General features: G+C 31.2%; 16 protein-coding genes. 8 read left to right on the forward strand and 8 right to left on the reverse strand.

The window, feature by feature from the left end; all coding sequences use genetic code 11:
• Positions 1-101 precede the first annotated feature (101 nt).
• From der to MK851_RS13930, 3 genes are all read left to right on the forward strand, one after another.
• Positions 102-1,409, forward strand: coding sequence for a ribosome biogenesis GTPase Der (gene der / locus MK851_RS13920; RefSeq protein WP_320244425.1), 1,308 nt, complete (start codon positions 102-104; stop codon positions 1,407-1,409).
• Positions 1,410-1,487: 78 nt separating this feature from the next.
• Positions 1,488-4,262 carry an outer membrane beta-barrel protein gene (locus tag MK851_RS13925; RefSeq protein WP_320244426.1) on the forward strand — a complete coding sequence of 925 codons (2,775 nt, stop codon included), beginning with the start codon at positions 1,488-1,490 and terminating at the stop codon, positions 4,260-4,262.
• Between the two features lie 259 nt (positions 4,263-4,521).
• Positions 4,522-6,906: a GAF domain-containing protein gene (locus tag MK851_RS13930; protein ID WP_320244427.1), complete on the forward strand. Its 2,385-nt coding sequence runs from the start codon at positions 4,522-4,524 to the stop codon at positions 6,904-6,906.
• Between the two features lie 7 nt (positions 6,907-6,913).
• Here the strand turns inward: MK851_RS13930 and MK851_RS13935 are convergent, their stop codons facing one another.
• Positions 6,914-8,140: a Pycsar system effector family protein gene (locus MK851_RS13935; RefSeq protein WP_320244428.1), complete on the reverse strand. Its 1,227-nt coding sequence runs from the start codon at positions 8,138-8,140 to the stop codon at positions 6,914-6,916.
• Between the two features lie 97 nt (positions 8,141-8,237).
• Between MK851_RS13935 and MK851_RS13940 the strand changes: the two genes are divergently transcribed.
• The 4 genes from MK851_RS13940 (at position 8,238) to MK851_RS13955 (ending at position 13,947) form a co-directional block, all read left to right on the forward strand.
• A complete protein-coding gene (locus MK851_RS13940) occupies positions 8,238-9,257 on the forward strand; it encodes an XdhC/CoxI family protein (RefSeq protein ID WP_320244429.1) in 1,020 nt (339 codons plus the stop codon).
• A 4-nt stretch (positions 9,258-9,261) separates the two neighbouring features.
• Complete coding sequence (locus tag MK851_RS13945) at positions 9,262-9,846, forward strand: nucleotidyltransferase family protein (RefSeq protein ID WP_303507846.1); 585 nt, start codon at positions 9,262-9,264, stop codon at positions 9,844-9,846.
• Between the two features lie 66 nt (positions 9,847-9,912).
• Entirely contained in the window at positions 9,913-13,551 is a 3,639-nt protein-coding gene (locus tag MK851_RS13950; protein WP_320244430.1) for a ShlB/FhaC/HecB family hemolysin secretion/activation protein, read from the forward strand.
• A gap of 12 nt (positions 13,552-13,563) precedes the next feature.
• The gene (locus tag MK851_RS13955; RefSeq protein WP_303507848.1) at positions 13,564-13,947 is read left to right on the forward strand and encodes a DUF423 domain-containing protein; all 384 of its coding nucleotides are present in this window, start codon (positions 13,564-13,566) and stop codon (positions 13,945-13,947) included.
• A 42-nt stretch (positions 13,948-13,989) separates the two neighbouring features.
• On the opposite strand, the gene MK851_RS13960 is transcribed toward MK851_RS13955, so the two are convergent.
• From MK851_RS13960 to MK851_RS13985, 6 genes are all read right to left on the reverse strand, one after another.
• Entirely contained in the window at positions 13,990-15,480 is a 1,491-nt protein-coding gene (locus MK851_RS13960) for a M48 family metallopeptidase (protein WP_303507849.1), read from the reverse strand.
• Positions 15,481-15,491: 11 nt separating this feature from the next.
• Entirely contained in the window at positions 15,492-16,652 is a 1,161-nt protein-coding gene (locus MK851_RS13965) for a DUF6882 domain-containing protein (protein WP_303507850.1), read from the reverse strand.
• Positions 16,653-16,671: 19 nt separating this feature from the next.
• Positions 16,672-17,313, reverse strand: coding sequence for a hypothetical protein (locus tag MK851_RS13970; protein ID WP_320244433.1), 642 nt, complete (start codon positions 17,311-17,313; stop codon positions 16,672-16,674).
• Positions 17,314-17,341: 28 nt separating this feature from the next.
• A complete protein-coding gene (locus MK851_RS13975; protein WP_303507852.1) occupies positions 17,342-17,752 on the reverse strand; it encodes a hypothetical protein in 411 nt (136 codons plus the stop codon).
• 91 nt (positions 17,753-17,843) lie between these two features.
• Positions 17,844-18,593 carry a LytTR family DNA-binding domain-containing protein gene (locus MK851_RS13980; RefSeq protein ID WP_320244435.1) on the reverse strand — a complete coding sequence of 250 codons (750 nt, stop codon included), beginning with the start codon at positions 18,591-18,593 and terminating at the stop codon, positions 17,844-17,846.
• Between the two features lies 1 nt (position 18,594).
• Entirely contained in the window at positions 18,595-20,451 is a 1,857-nt protein-coding gene (locus MK851_RS13985; protein WP_320244437.1) for a histidine kinase, read from the reverse strand.
• A gap of 141 nt (positions 20,452-20,592) precedes the next feature.
• Between MK851_RS13985 and MK851_RS13990 the strand changes: the two genes are divergently transcribed.
• Positions 20,593-21,045, forward strand: a complete 453-nt coding sequence (locus tag MK851_RS13990; protein ID WP_320244439.1) for a hypothetical protein — start codon at positions 20,593-20,595, stop codon at positions 21,043-21,045.
• Positions 21,046-21,118: 73 nt separating this feature from the next.
• On the opposite strand, the gene MK851_RS13995 is transcribed toward MK851_RS13990, so the two are convergent.
• Complete coding sequence (locus MK851_RS13995) at positions 21,119-21,973, reverse strand: hypothetical protein (RefSeq protein ID WP_320244441.1); 855 nt, start codon at positions 21,971-21,973, stop codon at positions 21,119-21,121.
• Between the last annotated feature and the right edge of the window lie 151 nt (positions 21,974-22,124).

The raw sequence follows: 22,124 nt of genomic DNA on the forward strand, positions 1-22,124 counted from the left end.
TAACATATTAAAAGCCAACAATATAGCAAAAACTATATACTATCTAAAATTCATCATAAATCACCTACTAATATTGTATCTTTGCACAAATTTTTTGCAAAATGAGTATTATTGCGATTGTAGGAAGACCAAATGTAGGTAAATCCACTTTATTTAACCGACTAGTAAAACGTCGTGAAGCCATTGTTGATTCTGTTAGCGGAGTTACAAGAGACCGCCATTATGGAAAATCGGAATGGAACGGGAAAGAATTTTCTGTAATTGATACAGGTGGTTATATTGTTGGTTCTGATGATATTTTTGAAGGAGAAATACGTAAACAAGTTCAGTTGGCTATTGACGAAGCTGATATTATTGTTTTTGTAGTTGATGTTGAGCAAGGTATTACACCTATGGATGCTGAAGTTGCTAAAATTTTACGTCAAGTTGAAAAACCGCTATTTATGGCAGTTAATAAGGTTGATAACGCAATGCGTGATGCCGATGCTGTAGAGTTTTACAACCTTGGTTTAGGAAATTATTATACTATCTCTTCTATCAACGGAAGTGGAACAGGAGAATTATTAGATGCCATAGCACTAGAAATCCCTAAACCTGATGAAGATGAAGATAAGGAAAATGAATTACCTCGTTTTGCTGTAGTTGGTCGACCTAATGCAGGAAAATCATCGTTTATCAATGCTCTAATTGGTGAAGACAGAAACATTGTTACTAATATTGCAGGAACTACTCGAGACTCTATCGACACAAAATATAACCGTTTTGGATTTGAATTCAATTTAGTTGATACAGCTGGTATTAGAAAAAAATCGAAAGTAAAAGAAGATTTAGAATTCTACTCAGTAATGAGAGCTGTTCGTGCAGTTGAACATTGTGATGTAGCTATATTAGTAATTGATGCTACTCGTGACTTTGAAGGACAAGACGAAAAAATATTTTGGTTAGCAGAGAAAAACCGAAAAGGAGTTATTATTTTAGTAAACAAATGGGATTTAGTTGAAAAAGAAACCAATACCATGCGTGATTTTGAAGCCAAGGTTCGTCAAGCAATTGCTCCTTTTACCGATGTTCCAATCGTATTTATTTCTGCATTAACTAAACAACGTATTTTTAAAGCTATTGAAACTGCTGTTGAAGTTTTTGAAAATAGAAAACGTCGTATTCAAACAAGTAAGTTAAACGAAACTATGTTAGAGATTATGGAACATAATCCGCCTCCAGCAACAAAGGGTAAATTCATAAAAATAAAATACTGTATGCAATTACCAACGCATACACCTCAGTTTGCTTTCTTTGCTAATTTACCTCAGTATATTAGAGACCCTTATAAGCGTTATATCGAAAATCAGTTGCGCGAACATTATAACTTTAACGGGGTTCCAATTAGTATTTATTTCAGACAAAAGTAAGTTTAACAATATTTAACTTTTAGAAAGTAGTTTTTTCTCTTTATTTGTAGCTCTTTGAAAATCATATTGCTATAAACAATGAAAAAACTACTTTTTATTTTTGCCCTATTATTTACCAGTTCAATTTTTGCTCAATCTTATCAGTTTAAAATAACTGGTACGATTAACTCTGAAAAAGATAAAACTGCCATAGATGCAGCAACAATTCATCTAGAAAAAGCTAAAGACAGTTCTATTGTTACCTATACTATTTCTAACGACAAAGGAAAATTTTCTCTAGAAGGAAAATCTTTCAGCAAAGATGTAAAACTCTTTATTTCTTATGTTGGAATGGATAGCTACTCCAAATCAATACAACTAAACAAAATTTCTAACCTTGATTTAGGTACAATTTTATTAAAAGAGGAAAGTAACTTACTTAGCGAAGTAGTTATTCAGTCACGAGCTCCAATCACTGTTAAAAAAGACACCTTAGAGTTTAATGTAAAATCTTTTAAAACTAAAAAAGATGCTAACGTTGAAGATCTTTTAAAAAAACTACCTGGTGTTGAAGTGGATGAAGATGGTAAAATTATGGTAAACGGAAAAGAAGTTAATAAAATTTTGGTTAATGGTAAACCTTTCTTCGGAAACGACCCAAGCATTACCACTAAAAACCTGACAAAAGATATTATTGAAAAAATTCAAATTACAGATACTAAATCTAAATCAGAAGCTTTTACTGGTGAAAAAGGAGACGCTAACAATAAAACCATCAACCTAACCATTAAAAAAGAAAATAATAAAGGTTGGTTTGGTAGAGTGTCTGGTGGTACAGGCACCGATAAACGCTTTGAAGGTGCCGCAATGGTTAACCGATTTGACAACAATCAACGATTTAGTGTATTAGCCAGTACTAACAATATCAATTCTCCAGGGTTTAGCTTTGGAGAAATTCAAAAAATGTTTGGAGGAGGCGGTAACATTTGGATAGGTGGAAACGGTGGTTTTAATATTAATGGAAGAAGTTTTGGAGGTGGTAGCGGTATTATAAAATCAAAAACTGCTGGAGCAACGTATGCTGATGAATTTGGTAAGGGATTAGATGTAAATGCCAACTATTTTTACTCTGGAAGTACTTCAAACAACGAATCAAAAAGTAACAGAGAATATACGCTTCCCGATAGAAAATATTTTTCTAATTCAACTACTATTTCAGATGATGAAAATCACAACCATAGCTTTGACACAGAGTTTGACATTGAAATAGATTCTACATTTTTAATCAACATTAAACCTAGTTTTGTATTTAATAAAAGAGAAGGAAGCAGTCGTAGACAAGAAGAGTCTTTAAATGAAGACAATACACTTACCAATAGTTACATGAGTTCTGCTTACTCTAAATCGGAAGCAAACAATTTTCAAAATAGATTAGATATTACTAAAAAATTAGGAGCTAAAGGTTCGTTTATTAAAGCCTCTGTAACCAATCGTATAGATAAAGCAGATACTGAAGAGATTAATAAATCTACTATTGAAACTTTTGGAAGCAACCCTAATATCGAAAATAGAGATCAAAAGAGTACTACTGAAAACAACTTAATGGGGCTCACCACACACTTAACCTATCGTTTTCCTTTAATTGCTAAAAAATTCTTTTTAGACACCAAATATCGTTACCAACGTGATGAACGAAAAAACAAAGAAAACACCTTTGATTTCAATTCAACAACACAGCAATATAGTAATTTTAACACTGATTTAAGTTCTGATTTCACATACAACGACATCACTAAGACTCCATCGTTAGAACTGATATATAGAACCAAAAAGTGGCGATTAAATTTTGGGACTGGTTTTGTAAATAGAACCATAGAAAACAATGACAAATTACGTCCTGAGTTAAGCTTAAAAAAAGAATATAACAATTTGGATTTAGATGCTAGTTTCAGATATAGATTTGACTCTAAAGCTTCTGTTTATTTTGACTATCGTTTAAATAACAATGCACCTAGTATTAACCAAATTCAACCTTTTTCTGATGTAACCAATCCTTCTAATATTGTTACTGGTAATCCAAATTTAAAACCAGCTCAAAATCACAGAGCATATATTAACTTTAACAAATTTAACTGGCAGGCTCGTACTGGATTTTGGTTTTATATAAGTGGTACTCTTTATGAAAATCAAGTAATAACAAATACCTCTATTGACGACGATTTAGTTAGAAAAACCTCTTACGAAAACAATGATGGTGGTTATGATTTATGGGGTGGTGGTAGTTATACAAAAAAAGTAAGGCTAGACTCTATTGCTAGTATTAAATTTAGAGCAGGCGGAAACATTAGTTCCAATAAAAACTTTAATATTTTAAATAACGTAAAGGAAGGAGCTAAAACAACCTCCTTAACCCCAAATTTTGGAATCACTTTAGAATGGGATAAACTGGCTTCTATAGAAACACAGTATCGTATTTCTTTTTCAAACACGAAGTATGATGTTAACCAAAATCAAAACCAAGACTTCACTAGACACTCTGTTAATATAAGAACTAAAACAAATATTCCTAAAAAGTTAGAATGGAGAAATGACATTCGTTATACATATAATCCCAATGTGATTGGGTTTAACAAAGCTGCTTGGTTTTGGAATGCTACTCTCGCCTACTCTATCTTAAAAGATCAAGGTACTATTAGCTTAAAAGCGTATGATTTACTGAATCAAAACACCAACGCTCAACGTAGAGCTACTTCAAACTATATAGAAGACTCTGAAAGTACTGTATTACAACAATACTTTATGCTTGGGTTTAGTTGGAAGTTTAATAGTTTAGGTAAAAAAGGAAAAGTTCGAGAGTACGGTTTAGCTTTCTAAAAACATCAGTAGTTATAAACATCTTTCTTATTTCTTTATCTTTAAAAATGCAAGGAACACCTAAAATAACCTCAATTATGGTATTAGGAAATCTTTATTTGCTTATTTGGCATTATAAAAACTATAAAACATTATTTATAAAGCCTATATAATTAGCTTTTAATATTCTAAGAACTACTATTTTTTGAAAGGGAGTAGTAATAAAAACGACTGATTACTTACAATTTTGTAAATTTGTATTGATTCATTTTTTTACTCTATGAACATAAGACGAACAAAAGACATTCAAAATCTAGAGCTTCCTTTTAAACTTAAAATAAGTTTTGAGAAGATTGTTGCTTTATTTCAAAAATATGCAGCTAAAGAGTATGAAAAACACCCCTACCATGAATCTTCTATTAACATAGTTAGAGAAGCAAAAAAAGCTCCTGAGTTAATTGATGGTTTTTCTGATGAATCTGTATTAGAAAAACACAGAAATACTATTGAATTGTTACTAGAGCCCTTATTTCCTGAATTATTGTTAGAAAATGAAATTAAAGCGGTAAGCATTCCTTTTACATTTACTTCTTTCAAGTTTACAACTCGATTTGAAAAAATTTTACAAAACGCTGGAGAAGACTACGAGTTAAAAGTTCGAAGTTTTGAAAACGACTTAATGTATAAATATGCTTGTAGTATCATATTAACCGATGTTTACAACTATTCTATTGATATAAAGCGTCCATTTTATTTTGATATTCCTGATAAAACAACTAACACTATAAAAAAATATCGTGCGGCTTTTAATGCTGATTTTATGGAGATTTATCCAACCGAAAATGCTCCTAAAATCACGGAAGAAGACATTAAGTTTTTACTCGATAATTTTGATGACATTGATGTTTGGAAAGAAAAATTCCCTCCTAAATCCTATATCTTTAAGGGATTTGGGATAATGAATTTATTTGATGTTACAACCGACGAAATTATTTCAGAAATAAGAACTAGCCTTATAAAAAAAGACGATAATTTAGTTCATACTTTAGAAGGCATCTTTCAAAGGTTTTTTGGAATTCCAGACTTATCTTTAGGATTTTCTATTTTTGAAACAGATTCTAATAACTTTTCTTCTTCACATATAAATAAAGAAGAAAGTTTAGTATTAAATTACGATAAAGATGCTTCTTGTGATTCTATTTTTTGTAACTACACTTTAGAAAAACTTTTTATAAACAATGAAACTCTTGCTATTTCTAATGTAGAAAAGTATGGAAATCAAGCTGAAAATAAAAACCTTTACCAACGTTTAAAAGACAAAAATATTGGCAGTATAATTTTGGTTCCTATACAAGCATCAACAAAAAACAGTATAGCTATTATTGAGTTTGCTTCTCCAAGACCTTTTGAACTAAACTCTATTAATCAAAATAAATTACAAGACTTAATTCCACTGTTTAAAATTGCGGTTGATCGTTTCTCTGAAGAACATAAAAATATCTTAGAGGCTACAATTCAAGAAAATTACACATCTATTCATCCTACTGTAAAATGGCGTTTTTATGAAGCCGCTGAAAGGTTTCATAGAGAATCGTATGAAATTAAGGAGAACGTTAAAATTGAGGATATTATTTTTTCTGATGTACACCCTTTGTATGGTCAATCTGATATTAAAGGTTCATCTATTGCCAGAAACACCGCTATTAAAGAAGACTTAACTACTCAACTCTCTTTAGCAATTTCTGTATTATTGGAAGCATGCAAAATAGAAACCCTTCCTATTTATAAAGAATTACGATTTAGGGTTGAAGAATATTTATTAGAAGTTAAAAAAGGATTAAAAGCTGGTGATGAAATAGCCATTTTAGATTTTTTAAAACGTGAAATTTATCCTGTTTTTAACCATATAAAACTGGTTAACAACAACTTAAACTCCTTAGTAGAATCATATATTAATCGTTTAGATCCTGATTTGCAGGTTGTGTATGAGAAAAGAAAATCTTACGAAGATAGTGTTACTTTATTAAACGATAAATTAGCTTCTTTTATAGATATTAGACAAGAAGAAGCACAAAAGATGTTTCCTCATTATTTTGAACGCTACAAAACAGATGGTGTTGAGTATAATATGTACATAGGACAATCTTTAACAAAAGAAAAAAAATATGACGACTTATATTTATACAACCTTAGGTTATGGCAACTACAGGTGATGTGTGAAATGGAAAATATAGCTTTAAAAGCTGCTGAAAAAATGGAGCATAAACTTAGAGTAGCTTCTTTAATTTTAGTTCATAGCAATCCTTTAGCTATAAAATTTAGAATGGATGAAAAACAGTTTGACGTTGATGGTTCTTATAATATTCGTTACGAAATTATTAAGAAACGTATTGATAAGGCTCATATAAAAGGAACTGAAGAACGATTAACAGTCCCTGGTAAAATAGCAATTGTATATTCTCAAGACAAAGATGCCGAAGAGTATTACAAGTACATTAAATACTTACAATCTAAAAAGTTACTAGGTAACGTAGAAAAGTTAGATATTGAAGATTTACAAGGTGTTTCTGGATTAAAAGCTTTGCGTGTAGAAGTCATTTACCACAAAAACTTTAATACCCAAAAAACAATGACCATTGATGAGCTTATCCAAGAATTTAAGTAAACTACTATTACAATACTGAAACTATATCTCCTACTTTAGATGCTTGTTCTTGCATATAAAATGCAATTGCAAAAGCTATTACACTTACTAAAATACCAATCATAAAAACGGTATAGGTAACTCGTAATAATTTGTATTTTCTATTTAAAACCAATCCTAAGAAATATAAATCTTTGGTAAGTGAACCATATAAATAATCACGATCTTGCATCATCTCACTCATTCCCCATTCAAAATCTGGCAACTTCATTTGATGAAAGTTTCCAAAGAACAATAGGTTTACTTTTTTATTAGCCACATCTTCTTTTGTAAACTTTCCTTCGGTAACGTTTGGTCTAGTTGCTAAAATCGATAGTACAATTGATATTACTGTAAAAAGCACAAAAATTATGGTCGGGGTTATTAAGTAATGATTTGATGGGTTATCCAACTTTGGAATTAATGTTGACAATGTCATCGAAATAATAATTGCGTTTACAGATAGCAGAATATTTGCCTTTGTATCTGCAATATCGCTTAACGTAATATGATTACGAAGTGCCACACGAAACATTGTTTCAATACCTCTCTCAGGTAATTCAATCTTGTTTTTTTTATATGCTAACTCTTCTTTTTTCTGTTTTAGTTTAGCGGTTTCTTGTACCTCTTTTTGTTTTCTCTTTAAAAGTTGAGCTATATTTTTACTTTTTTGTTTTTCCCAAAGCTTAGACGCTTTGCTTGTATAAAAACGATGCATTGTTAAAAACTCAAGATTAGCATCATCCCATTCAACAGTTTTAATTTTTTTATTACATACTAGTTCTCTTTCCTTACGTAATAATTCATTAAAATCTGCATAATTTTTACTTCCTACATGAGAACAATCAGCATCCTTCAAAACCTTTTCTAATTCTGTTTGAGGTTTTGCTCCCATTTTAGTTGAAGCTATTAACCTAGACACTTCATCAATAACACTTCCTGATGCTTCTTTAGTCTTTAAAAACTCTGTTGCTATTTTTATACTCTCCTCTTCATGATTTTCAAGATTAACTGTATATCCAACATCATGAAACCATGCTGCTAATGTTAAAATTTGTTGCTGCTCTTCTGAAAAACTCTCTCCTTCAATTAATTCAAGTGACTTCTCAACCACCCGTTGGGTGTGAGCGATATTATGATATACAAAGTTTTTATCTAAATTCTCATTTAATAAATCAATTACAAACTGCTCTGTTTCTTGTATCAAACTGTTCATGAAAAAGGTTTTTGCTAAAATAATAAATTATTAACCAGTATTAATTTTTAATAAAGTGATAAAAAAGCGTACTTTTAAAAGAGTATTTTTACACGAAATGACACACGAATTTAAAGAAATAATACAACAAGCCTCTATAAATCAACAACAAGGCATACAAAATGTGTTAGCAACAGTTGTAGATTTAGACGGCTCTTCTTACAGAAAACCAGGAGTTAGAATGTTATTCTCTTCTGATGGAAGAATAATCGGTGCTATTAGCGGTGGTTGTGTTGAAAAAGAAATACAACGTAGAGCACAATCTGTTTTTGAAAACAACAAACCAAAAATAGTGACCTACGATGGTCGTTACCGTTTAGGTTGTGAGGGAATATTATATGTTCTTTTAGAACCCTTTTATCTTTCAACTGAATTTATTGATGCTTTTTCTAAAAATAGCAAAAAAAGAAAACCGTATAACATCACATCTTTCTTTCTAAAAGAAGATGAAACACATGGAAATTTCGGTTCTATAATTCAGTTTAACAATCAACAAATATTTACTTTCAACAAAGAGTTTGATACTCAAAAAACAGATCAGTTAGCTACTTTTAAACAAACTTTACAGCCACTATTTCGCTTACTTATTATTGGCGGAGAACACGACGCTGTAAAACTATGTACGCAAGCCACTCAGTTAGGCTGGGAAGTTGATGTAATTACCTCTATAAAAGACCCAAAAGAATTAACTGACTTTCCTGGAGCTAAGTCGGTAGTAGCACAAACCCCTGAAGTAATTCAACTATCTCATGTAAACAACAACACTGCCGTTGTTATTATGAATCACAATTTCACATACGACTTACGTTGGTTGATTAAATTACAAGAACAAAACCCTGCTTACATAGGTATTTTAGGAGCTGCTAAACGACGAGAAAAACTATTTAACGAACTGTTTGAATTTTCACCCGATATTACTGATGAATTTTTAGATAAAATTCATACTCCTGCTGGATTAAATATTGGAGCAGAAACCCCAGAAGAAATTGCCTTATCAATCCTAGCAGAAATATTATCAGTTATTCGAAACAAGGAAGTGTTTTCTCTAAAAAAGATTACTGGACGAATCCATGACTAATACGATGCAAAAAACAGCAATTCTCATTTTAGCTGCAGGGAATGCTTCCCGAATGGGAAAAATAAAACAATTACTTTCTTACAAAAACACTACGTTACTAGAATGGACAATTGAGCAAGCCCAAAAATCAGTAATAAAAAATGTATTTTGTGTATTGGGAGCTAATAAAGAAACTATTGAAAAGGAGCTTACAACGAATGCTATTGAAATCATTTACAATCCAAATTATAAAAACGGATTAAGTACTAGTATAGTAATTGGAATTGATTTCTTACAAAAACATAACTTTGACAGTGCTTTAATAATGCTCGCAGATCAACCTCATATTACTTCTGAATATTTAAACTCCTTAATTGAAGTTTCAAAAAACAATCCTTCTAAAATAATTACTTCCAGTTACCAAGGCAGCCTTGGAGTTCCTACCGTATTTCCGAAAGGATATTTTAGTGATTTATTAAATTTAAAAGGAGATAAGGGTGCAAAGAATTTTCTATTAGAAAACAACAACAATATTATTAAAATAAATTCTTCTCAAAACTTACTAGACATTGATACTCCTGAAGATTATCAGTATTTATTAAAACAGTAGTTTTACTCTAAAAAGCCTTATTTTTACATAACTAAAAAATAAGACATGAACTTTACCAAGTTTTGCATGTATCTAACTATAATTATTGTAGTTAGTGCTTGTGCATCCTATAAAGCTAAGTACGCAGATAAGACTTCTCCAAAAACAATTCAAACAAATAAAGAATTGTTACACTCTTTTTATTTAATTGGAGACGCTGGTAATGCCGAAATGGGACAAACAACTCCTACCTTAACTTATTTTCAAAAAGAATTAACCAAAGCTCCTGAAAAATCAACTACCTTATTTTTAGGAGATAATATTTATCCTTACGGAATACCAAGTAAAGAACACAAAGATAGAGCCTTGGCAGAGCACCGTTTACAAACACAAATTGATGCTCTGAAAGACTTTAAAGGAAATACAATTTTTATTCCTGGAAATCACGACTGGTATAATGGTGTTGATGGCTTAAAAGAGCAGGAGCGATTGGTTGAAAAAGCTTTAGGTAAAAACTCTTTTTTACCTGAAGGTGGTTGTGGACTAGACAAAGTAAAAATTAACGATGACCTTACTTTAATTCTTATTGATAGTCGTTGGTTTATTATGAACTGGGATAAAGAGCCAAAAATGAACGATAACTGCGACATTAAAACTCGTGAACACTTTATTCAAGAGCTTTCTAGTTTATTTAAAAAGAATAGATCTAAAAATGTTGTAGTAGCTGTACACCATCCTTTATATAGTAATGGACCACATGGAGGAAGCTTTTCTGTAAAAGACCACATGAGTCCACTACCTGTTCTAGGCACTTTAAAAAATGCGTTACGTTCACATGTAGGTATACAAACCGATGTTTTTAATAAAAGCTATAGTGACTTTGTTACTCAAATACAAACAGTATCTAATGATTTCACAGACAATGTTGTATTCGTTTCTGGTCACGATCACAACTTACAATACATAGAACAAGACGGGTTTAAACAAGTAATTAGTGGTTCGGGTTCAAAGCAATCAGCTGCTTTAGTTAGTTATGGAGCTCAATTTACCTACGGTAATCATGGATATGCTAAATTAAATTACTACAAAGATGGTTCAGCAATTATTGAATATTATGCTGCCAATACCAAAGATGGTCACAAACTTTTATTCAGTAAAGAAATTGTAAAACCAAAACAAACAAAAAACTATACTAGCTTTCCTGAATACGAAGAACATAAGAAGTTTGTAGAAACCTCTATTTATCCTCCAGAATCCACAGAGGTTAGTGGTATTCATGAATTTATGTGGGGAGATTTAAACAGAGACAAGTACGGTAAAACCGTTAAAGTTCCTGTACTAGAATTAGAGAATATCTATGGAGGTTTAACTCCTATCAGAAGAGGTGGTGGTAACCAAACCAATTCGTTACGATTAGAAAATCCTAATGGTAAACAATACGTGTTACGCTCAATGGTAAAAGACGGAAGTCGAATTATGGGTGGTATTTTAAAAGGCACTTTTTTAGTTGATGTGGTTCAAGATATTTTTACCATGTCGCACCCATACGCAGCTTTTGTTCTTCCTGATATGGCAGAATCCGTAAATATTTACCATACCAACCCAAAACTTTATTACATGCCTAAGCAACCCGCTTTAGGTAAACATAACGACATTTTTGGCGGACAGTTATACTTGTTAGAAGAACGACCTGCTGGCGACCGAAGTGAACTAGACAACTTTGGAAATTCAGACGATATTATTAGCACATTTGATGTGTTAGAAAAAATTAGAAAAAACGGTAAGCACTCTATCGACCAAGAATGGGTAATTCGCTCTCGCTTATTTGATATGGTTATTGGTGACTGGGATAGACATGAAGATCAATGGCGATGGGCTTCTTTTAAAACCAAAGATGGTAAAAAGTATTATCGCCCAATTCCAAGAGATAGAGACCAACCTTTTTCTAAGTTTGATGGAGTTATGATTCCGCTTTTTCAACAGTTCGCACCCTTAGTAAGAAATATGCAAACTTTTGACAACGATATCAAAAACATGAAATGGTACAACAATTATGCTCGCTTTTTTGATGCTGCTTTTTTAAATGAATTAACACTCAATGAATGGTATCAACAAGCTGAGTACATTCAACAATATTTAACTGATGAAGTAATTGAAAAATCAATCCAACAATTACCAAAGGTTATTTATGATATTGATGGAAAAGAAACCATAGCTAAAATTAAAGCTCGAAGAGATAAATTAAAAGAAATTGCTAAACGTTATTACACCAAACTAAACAAAGTGGTACATGTAGTTGGTACAGATAAAGATGATAAATTTATCATTGAACGTTTAAATGATGAGGAAACTAGCGTTACCATTTTTAGAAAAGAAAACAAGATTTATAACCGTGTTTTCAAAACAAAAGAAACCAAAGAAATACAAATTTATGGTTTAAATGGGGATGATGAGTTTTTAATTTCTGGTAATGTGCACGATGGAATTTTACTTCGAATTATAGGGGGGCAAAATCACGATGTATATACTGATAAATCATCCGTTGCTGGCTGGGGTAAGAAAACAAAAATCTATGATTTTAAATCAAAGAAAAACACCATAAACCCTAGTTCTGAAACTGCGGATTTACGTTCAAATAGTTACTTTAAAAACACCTATGATGCGCATGACATTAACAACAATACTACTGTTGTTTATCCGAGCTTAGGTAGCAATCCAGATGACGGTTTCTTTTTTGGTGCTTCGGTTACACATACACAACAAGGCTTTAAAAAACAACCCTTCGCTAGCCAACACACATTAGCGGCAAACTACTATTCTTCAACTAGTGGCTACGATTTAGAATACAATGGTGAATTTACAGAGTTAATTGGCAATTGGAGCTTACACTTACGTGCCAAAGCTACTAGCGATAACTATTCCTTTAATTTCTTTGGATGGGGAAATGAAAGTATTTACGACCAAAGTTTCAATTTGGATCATTATCGTGTTAAAAAAGAAGAAATTAGCTTTTCCCCTTCTTTATTAAAGCGCTTACGAGGCGGAAGTATCTTTAAAATTTCAGGTCTTTTTGAAGCTATTGAAATTGAAGACACACCTGGTAGATTTATTAATAATTTTGACAATCAGCCTACGGCTATTTTTGACACTAATTATTTTTGGGGAGGTGAGTTAAACTTTAATCACAATCGAGTAGACAATAGTAGTTTCCCTACCAAAGGTATGAACTTCGATTTAGCTGTTGGGGCTAAAGCCAACTTAGACGATTTCGACAGACGCTTTGGTTATATTAAAAGTTCTTTAGCTATGTATCAAAACCTAGTGTTCAACCGTTCATTAGTTTTTGCTTCTGAAGTGGGAACTCAAATTAATGTAGGAAACCGCTTTGAAATTTACCAAGCAGCTACTTTAGGCGGTGACCGTAGTTTACGTGGTTTTAACAGAGAACGTTTTTCTGGAACCGAAAGTTTTTATCATAGTAACGATTTACGTTTGCGTTTTGGGCGTATTCGTACAGGAATTATTCCTATAAAAGTTGGTATTACTGGTGGGTTTGATTACGGTCGAGTATGGTCTCCGTATTCTCAAAATTCAAAGAAATGGCATACTAGTTATGGTGGTTCTTTTTGGCTAAGTGGAATCGACTTATTCACAGCTAATATTTCATACTTTAGGGGAACTTCTCAAGAAGACAGAGTAGCTTTTAGTATTGGTTTTTCTTTTTAATTCTTAAAAAACATGACACAACAAATTGTATTAATTACAGGAGCTTTATTTGGTATGCTTGCTGTAACATTTGGTGCTTTTGGAGCACATGCCTTACAAAAAATTTTAACTGAAGAACAATTAAAATCATTTGAAACGGGTGTAAAATATCAAATGTATCATGCACTCGTTTTATTATTCGTTGGAAGTTATTTTGACGCACCTAGTTCAGCAATATATTACGCTTTTGTAATTGGAGTTATACTGTTTTCCTTTAGCATTTATGGTTTAGTATTATCAGACGCTAAAGGTAAAAAAATGACCTTTTTAGGTCCTATTACTCCTTTAGGTGGTCTACTACTAATTGTTGGATGGGGTCTTTTAATATATAACATAAGCCAAACCATACACAGTTAAATATGTATAGTTTGGCTAGCATGGTAAACAAAAATTATGTTATTAATCAACGCCTTGTGCGTCACTGATAATTCTATCAATAAATTCAGTTTTTATATATAGTTGCTTTGCTAAGTTGTATAGTACCTCAACTTCTGAAGCATCAATACTTCCATCAGCATACGAAATAATAGATAAATCTCTTAGAATATTTAGTTTTTGCATCACAGAAATTACGATATCTAATTCTTTAGCCAAAGCTATAATTTCATCAATAATATCTTGCTCTGTTAACCCTTTAATCGTTAACATACACTGAGCAAAAACTGATGGAGACACCACACTACTCAACGCCTGTATTTCAGAATCATCCACAACCCCATCTGCCTTTGAAATCATATAACCACCTAAGAACATAAAACGTTGAATTTTTTCTGAATGTTCAGTTTCGTTTCCTAAGTCTTCTGGTTCCATTAACGACATAATTCGTTGTATTTCTAGCTCCATCGCTTCCTCTGTTATTTCTCCATTAACTTCAGGATTGAATAACTCATATGTTTTACTCTTATTGAATAACTCTAACGCTTTAATACGAAGCGGACTAAACGGGTGACTGCTATACCAATCTGACGGATCGTGTGTCTCGTCATTTAAAACTTCTTCTAAATCTGAAAACTGATTGATATACTCGTTTAGTTTAAAATCTAAAGAATCAGAAGTTACTCCCGATGATAGTTTAAAAAATGTTCTTGCTGCCGCCTCAAAACTCTTACAACATAATAAACCAGCTCTATCTGCACTAATTTCAGCATTACGATTCCATGCATATAACTTCATCGCATGAATCGGCGCTAAATCATTTGCACCTTCGTCTAAAATATGTTTTACTGGATAATTAAAGTGTTCAAACAATACATGCCCTATTTCATGACCAATGACAAAAGCTAACTCGTCTTTTGTAAAACGTTCTAAAATTCCAGAGGTTAAAATAATGTATAATTTATCTTCATCTGGCGGATAACATGACGCATTGAATTTATCGTTCTGATACACAAAAAACTCAATATCAGCTTTCAATTTTAAAACCTCTTTACAATGCTCTCCAATTTCGTGAAGCACTGGAGCTAACATTTTTGTTAATCGCAAACTTGATTTTAACAAATGTCTTCTCGATTTAAAAACTGGATTGTTTTCTTTTATTCTTTCTAAGGTTTTTTGAATTAACTCATCTTCTTGAAACTCTAAAACGTAATCTCGATCACCGTCATACACCAATGCATTTAAGTCAATATCTGCTCTAGAGTTATCATACACCTCTTGAATGTTTTCTGTTACATTTTTAAGGTTTAACTCGTTAATTTCCTCAATACGTTTAGTGTATTGTTCTGCTAATTCTTTAGCTACGTTTTGAAAATGAACACTTGCCTGATGAATTAAATCGTTATCGCCATTCTGTTGTGCAAGATTTAAATCTTCCATCATCTTATTTTGCGCCTGAGTTAATGCATCTTGATGTTCTTTTTCTAGTTCTGATAATGTGGTTGATTGGTACATAGTTTTCTTTTTTAAGCTCCTACTGAAACTTTTGAATTAGATAATTTTAGTAATCTTCCTTTTAGGTCAAAAATCCCTAAAATTTGATCTTCTCCTTTTTTAGCAACGATATTATTTCCTGATACCTCAACTTCATATCCTTTTTGAACTAAATAGCAAAACAATGCATGCTTGTGTTCAAAATCCATTCGAGTAATTGTTTTTGAGAAGTGTGAACAAATTAAAGCCGGAATGTTTATCTCTTTTTCATCAACCATATCCGTATATAATAAAACATACACAGTAAGTCCTTTAAAAGGTAATGGTGCGTAACAACTTGCCTGATTTACTCCTGTTGCTACGAAAGAAAAATAATGACCAGGGTCGTGTTCTGTTTCTATTTTTGAGGAAAGTAAATCTTCTATTCCATGACGTTCTCCTAAAGCTTTCATTTGTAATGAAGCTTCTAAAAATTGTTCTGGAATACCGCTTTGTTTATTTGCCCAAGCCCATAACCATGATTGTTCGTTGTGAGAATAGGTTCCTAATACCTGCATTTTAAAGGTTAAATCACCGTAGGTTACCGTTCCTTGAAGCATATCACAAGTCCAAGGTAAATCTTCAACAACATCTGCTAAATTATCTTGCTTTTCAAAAGCTAAAGCTACATATTGGTTGTGCAGTTGAGGTAAACTTAATTTTATAGTGTTATCTACCTTTCCTCCTACAATATTATTTGGGTTTTCTGTACTTTCAACACTAGCTTCACTTCCTGCAAATTCTTCTAAGTGATTTTCTAAAAGGTGTACAATTCTTTCTGTTTTTTCTTCCACCTTATCTGCATTCATAATTGGGCTGTGATTAATGGTTAACACCCCATCTACAAAAGTGATTGCTCTTTCTAAATTGTGCTCGTTATTTTCATTAACAATTTTTACTTCTTTTAATCCATTTTTTAGCAATTCTTCACCTATTTTATCAATGTTTACAGCTTTGATTGCTTCAATTAACGGCTGAAAATATATTTTTGGAAAGGTATCGTTGTAAAGGTGAGAAAACTTATCTTCTACCAACGTATCCCATGCTATGTTTAATGATACATTAAACCCTGCTTTATTGTTTATTTCCGCTTCTAATGTTGGAAATGATTCGTTTTTAAATGTTTGAACTGCTCTCTTTTCTTTAAGACCCATTTTTAATAATTTTAGTATTCTACAATATTTCTTCTATCTTTTCTATAAAAAGACTATCTAACTCTTTTGGCAGTGCTTTAGTAATTTCAATACCAATTTTTAATACATTTCCTTCTTTACTTACCTGCAATTTTTCTGTGTTAGAAATAGCAACAGTTTTTACTTCTTTCCATGCAGCTAATCCCATTTCATCCTCTATTATTAATTGTTTCACTTTTAACAAACTTGTAATAACATCTTTACAATTTAATCGAGCATTCGCTTCTTGTAATACTGATTTTTCGAATGATAAGTTGATTGTTGCTTCTAGCAACGATTCTTGCTCTACAATCCATCTTTTTAACTGTAAAGCACTTATGGGCTCCTCTCCTAACGGACGACTGATACTTCCTTTAGATAAGGAAACAGCTATTTTTTTAGGGTGTTTAATTCGTAAAACAGATACCTCTTGAAGATTGAAAAACAACACTTCTTGTTCTACGGTTTTCATACACACAAATGTTTGATATTCTTCTTTGGTAATGTCTACTATAAAGCCTTCTACATAAAGTCCGTTTTTTAGTGATAAAGCAATTTTTAATTGCTTTTTTTCACTAAACAGACCCTGAATTATAGCTGCTGGCGATTGTGCTTTAAATTGATTGATATAATCTGTTTCCATAGCAATTTTTTTGTTATAGATTACTAGACTACAAGTTATTCTCTAACAAATCAACAAGTACATCTGTTCTATTTTGAACTTGATCTGCGTTTAAAATCGGGCTATGGTTTACTTGTAAAACCCCTTCTTCAAAGGTGTAAGCACGTGAAGGATTATGATGATCGTCTTTATTGGTAATCACTACTTTCTTTAACGATTCTGCTAATGCTTCTTTACCCATATCATCTGCTGCAATGGCTGCAAAAGCATTGATAAGTGGTTGGAAGTAAATTTTAGGATAACTATCATCGTATAAGTGTAAAAACTTATCTTCAAACATGGTATCCCATTCTACATCTATTGTTACGTCAAAACCAGCTGCATTGTTTATTTGTTCTTTTAATGCAGGGTATTTTTCTTCTTGAAAAGTTTTCGTAAATCTTTTTTCTTTAAGTCCCATGTCGTTATATTTTTAAGGTTTTTTAAATTATTTACCTCAAAACTATAGGGAACTTATATACACTTTTAATAAGTTTTGTATGTGTTACTTTTTATTTTGTATTCGCATTAAAATTCTCTAAGAACTGTTTTAAATACGTTTTTTTTCTTGATGATAAGGGCACATTTTCTCCACTTGACAATCTAATTGTATTGGCACTTACCGAGGCTAAATATTTAATGTTTATTAAGTGAGATTGGTGTACTCTAGCAAAGGCATGTGTGCTTAAAATATTTTCGTAATACTTTAAATTTCGGGCACTCATTATTTTTTTATCAGTTGTATAAAAAACGGTATAACTTCCATCAGACTGGCAGCGTACAATATCATCTACATGCAAAAAGTATTGCTCTTCTGTAGTTTTTATAAGTAATGTTTTTTGTGCCTCTTTTTTATCTAATTCACTTATTTTATGTAGTGCTTGTGTATATTTTTCATCTTTTTCAAATTCGGTTCTAAAACGACCTACACAAGCATTTAACTCATCAGTATCTATAGGCTTTAATAAATAATCTACCGTATCAAACTTAATGGCTTTTATAGCAAACTCATCATAAGCTGTGGTAAAAATCATTTTAAAGTTTATGGTTTCTAAAGCCTCTAATATTTGAAAAGCATTTCCACCAATTAACTCAATATCTATAAACACCAAGTCTAAATTATTGTTACTTAAAAAACCTATAGCCTCATCTACATTATCAATTTTAGCTACAATTTCTATATCCTTTTGCGTGTATTGTAACAACTTTGTTAAGGTGTTTAACGCATTAAACTCATCTTCTATTATAGCCGCTCTTATCATTTTATAACTTTAATTTAAATACAACTTTTGTTCCTGACGAATTTCCCTCTTTATCGTGTAAATCTTCTATTGTAAAAGATTTTTCTTCCCCTTTATTTCTTATCTGTAATCTTTCAATAAAAATATCGGTAGCGTGTAGATCTTTTGCTATTTTTTCTTGACTCTTTTTTTGCTTTCTTCCCACTCCATTATCTTCAATTTCAAAAAATAATTCTTGGTTTCTTTTATAAATACTTAAGCTTAACGTTCCTCCTGATTTCTTTTCCTTTAACCCATATTCAATAGCATTCTCAACAAAAGGTTGCAATAGCATTGGAGGTACTTTTACTTGTTTTGTGTCACAGTTTTCAGAAATATGTATGTGATAACTAAAACTATTGTTGAAACGTAATTGCTGTGTATCTATATAGTTAGAAATCATAGCTAGTTCTTCTTCTAAACTAATTTCTTCTTTCCGAACATAATCAAAATTTTGTCTAATCAGTTTTGAAAACTTAGCTATATAATTTGATGATTTTACCGGGTTTCCTTCTAACGTTATGTTTTGTATCGCCGCTAAGGTGTTGAATATAAAATGCGGATTCATTTGAGCTCTAAGCAATCGCTGTTCTAATTTAGATGCTTTGTTGGCTGCTCTTAATTTATTATTATATCCAATAAACAATGCTATAATTAAAATAAGTACCAACGAAACAATTACACTAATTCCTAACCACCAATTTTGTTTATTTATTTCTTTTTGATGTGTTAACGCTATTTCTTTTTCTTTTATTTTATAGTTTACATTGGCAAAATGAAGTAGTTTTTTATTTTGTTTTTGATTCTTTACCACCTCTATACTATCTCGTATAATTTGATGGTTAAGTGCTACTTCATACTGTTTTTTAAGTATGGCTATTGATATTAATTTATCTCGTATTTCTAATTCTTCTAAAAGGTTATTTTTACTCTTGTAAATTGACATCGCTTTGTTGTAATTTACCGCTGCCGAATCTAGCTTATTGGTTACTAAAAAAAGAGTTCCTAAACCTTTGTATGGAGCTCCGTTAATTGTTTTAATTTTTTGATTAAGCTTTGCTGCTCCTCGTAAAAACTTCTCCGATTCTTCAAAACGTTTTGCTTCCAAATACGTGTATCCAATATTATTAAGAACACTTACAATAGTTTTTGGATCTTTTGCTGATTTTCCTAAAGCCAATGCTTCTGAAAATTGTTTTAAAGCTTTGTTGTATTGTTTTAATTTTAAATAAACACCTGCTATATTACTTTTTATAGCAATTATAGAATTTGGATCGTTCGAATCAGTAAATAGTTCTTCAGACCTTTTTATGTAAAACAATGCCTGTTCGTAGTCTTTTAATATAAAATGAAGATTAAATAGCTGATTATTTGCCTTGGCTTGTAATCTTGTATTTTTTATTTTCTCCCCTATTTCTATAGCTTCTAACGCATACTTCTGAGCCTCCTCTAGCTCATTTAATTTCATACAAGTAGCACTTAATGTTATTAAGCTTCTTCCTTTATTATAGTAGTCTTTTTGTTTTGTAAATAGTTTATAGGTTTCTAAGTGTATATTTTTAGCTTCAATTAACTTATCGTTCAGGTAAAATAATTCTCCTTTACTAAATAATAATAGCGCTTCGTTTTTAGAATTTTGTTTCTTTTCTAATAAACTATCAATTTTTCTTAACCCTTCATTGGGTTTTTGCTGAGAAATGCTATCAATAGTATATAAATATTCTTGTAAATTTTCATCTACTTTATTTTTTGTACATGCTGTAAAAATAAGACAGACACCTATAATATATAAAAAGTAAGCTCTTGTAAACAAAGGTATTTTCTGTAAAAATTTAGGCAACTAAAGTAATTATATATTTTTACTCTACCTCCATATCCTCCACTTTAACAAAACGTTTACAAAACAATTATACACGGTTATAAAACACCTAAAAGTAAAACACTAATTTCTAAGATATTTGACTAAAATAAAATGATAAAAATGAGTACAGTTGAAACTATAGAAAAAGTTATTAAAACAGGATCTTGTGATTTAACAAGTTTTGAAAAGATTGAAGAGATTTCTAAACCTAAAGTTAGTATTGATGGTGCCTACTTATTAATTTATAATTGGCCAGATGATCCTAGTGGTGCTAATACTACTATTCACGTTGACCTTACTTATTTGTTTATACATAACAACCAGGAATACAAAGCTATTACAAGAACTAAGTTTTATGATTTTGATGTTGCTAAATTTGAAAACCTATCTAAAAAATACTTTATAACCGAGTATCACAAATTGGTAGAGCAAGCTTTGACATTATCTAAACAAACAATAGAAGAGAAGCTTGAAGAACCTTTAAGCTCTGTTATTCCGTTTAGTTTTAGCAGAGAAGATTCTATATTATTGGCTATAAATGCAGGTTATTCTAGGCAAATAGATTACGTATAAACACTTAAAATACATACCTAATTCCCCTCCCTTTTTCAGTTATCATTGCACATAGCTTTGGTAACTGATTTTTTTAATCCTTTATTACAAACTCAAATAACTTGCTGTTTCCTCCTTTAGCAGCTTCGTCAGTTATGTAAAGCGTTGTATTATTTTTGAAAGTAACCCCTTCTTTTTGAGAAACATGGTTAAACAAATACTCTTTTACATCTCCGCTAAAAAAGTCATCTCCTTTAAAATTGGTGTATACTAATACGGATTGATGTGTTAACAAAACTACTTTTTGTTTATCTGGGGATATTGCTGCTGCTGTAATTGCGCAATGTATAGCATCGCAATTTGCGTACTCGGAGATATATTTGGCTATGTACTCTCCTTTTGTTGCTGGAACTTTATACAGCATTGTTTTTCCTTGTTTATTTTTAACCCTACTTTTGGTAAAAATGTACAGAAACCCATCTTTATAAATTAAAGATTCTGCATCAAAAAAACGGTCTTTCTTTTTGGGTGGAAACTTGGTTTGATTAGGGTACGAAAACTGTATTTTCTCCACCTCAACATTATCTCCATTTAACAAATTCTCTTGTTTAACTTTAAGAATTACCAAGTTCTTCCTTTTATTATTATTGTTACCAAAATCGGCGATGTATATGTTCCCATTGGTATCAGAAGTTATGTCTTCCCAATCGTGATTTTTTACCGCTAATGCTCTTTTTTGTAAAATTTTCCCTTGCATACTAACTTTAAATAATTCCGCTGCATTACCACTATCATTATGCATCCATAGTACATTTAAATCGTGGTTTTTCTCAACACCAGAAACTTCTTTTAAATCTTCCGATAAGTACGACACTAACTTTAGTTGTCCGTAATTGGTACAACTAGTAATTAATAAAGTGGTTAATAATAAGAGAACTAGCTTTTTCATATTATAAGTTTTGTGTCTGTAAAAATAAAAAGATTTATGTTAAGATTCCTTCTTCAATCAGAAACATCTCACCTCTTTATAACACATAAATTCCTTTAACAAAACAACGCTATTTAGAAAAAAATTAAACTTTTTTTGATTAATAAACTTT

The sequence above is a fragment of the Tenacibaculum sp. 1B UA genome (assembly GCF_033978845.1).
GTDB lineage: Bacteria > Bacteroidota > Bacteroidia > Flavobacteriales > Flavobacteriaceae > Polaribacter.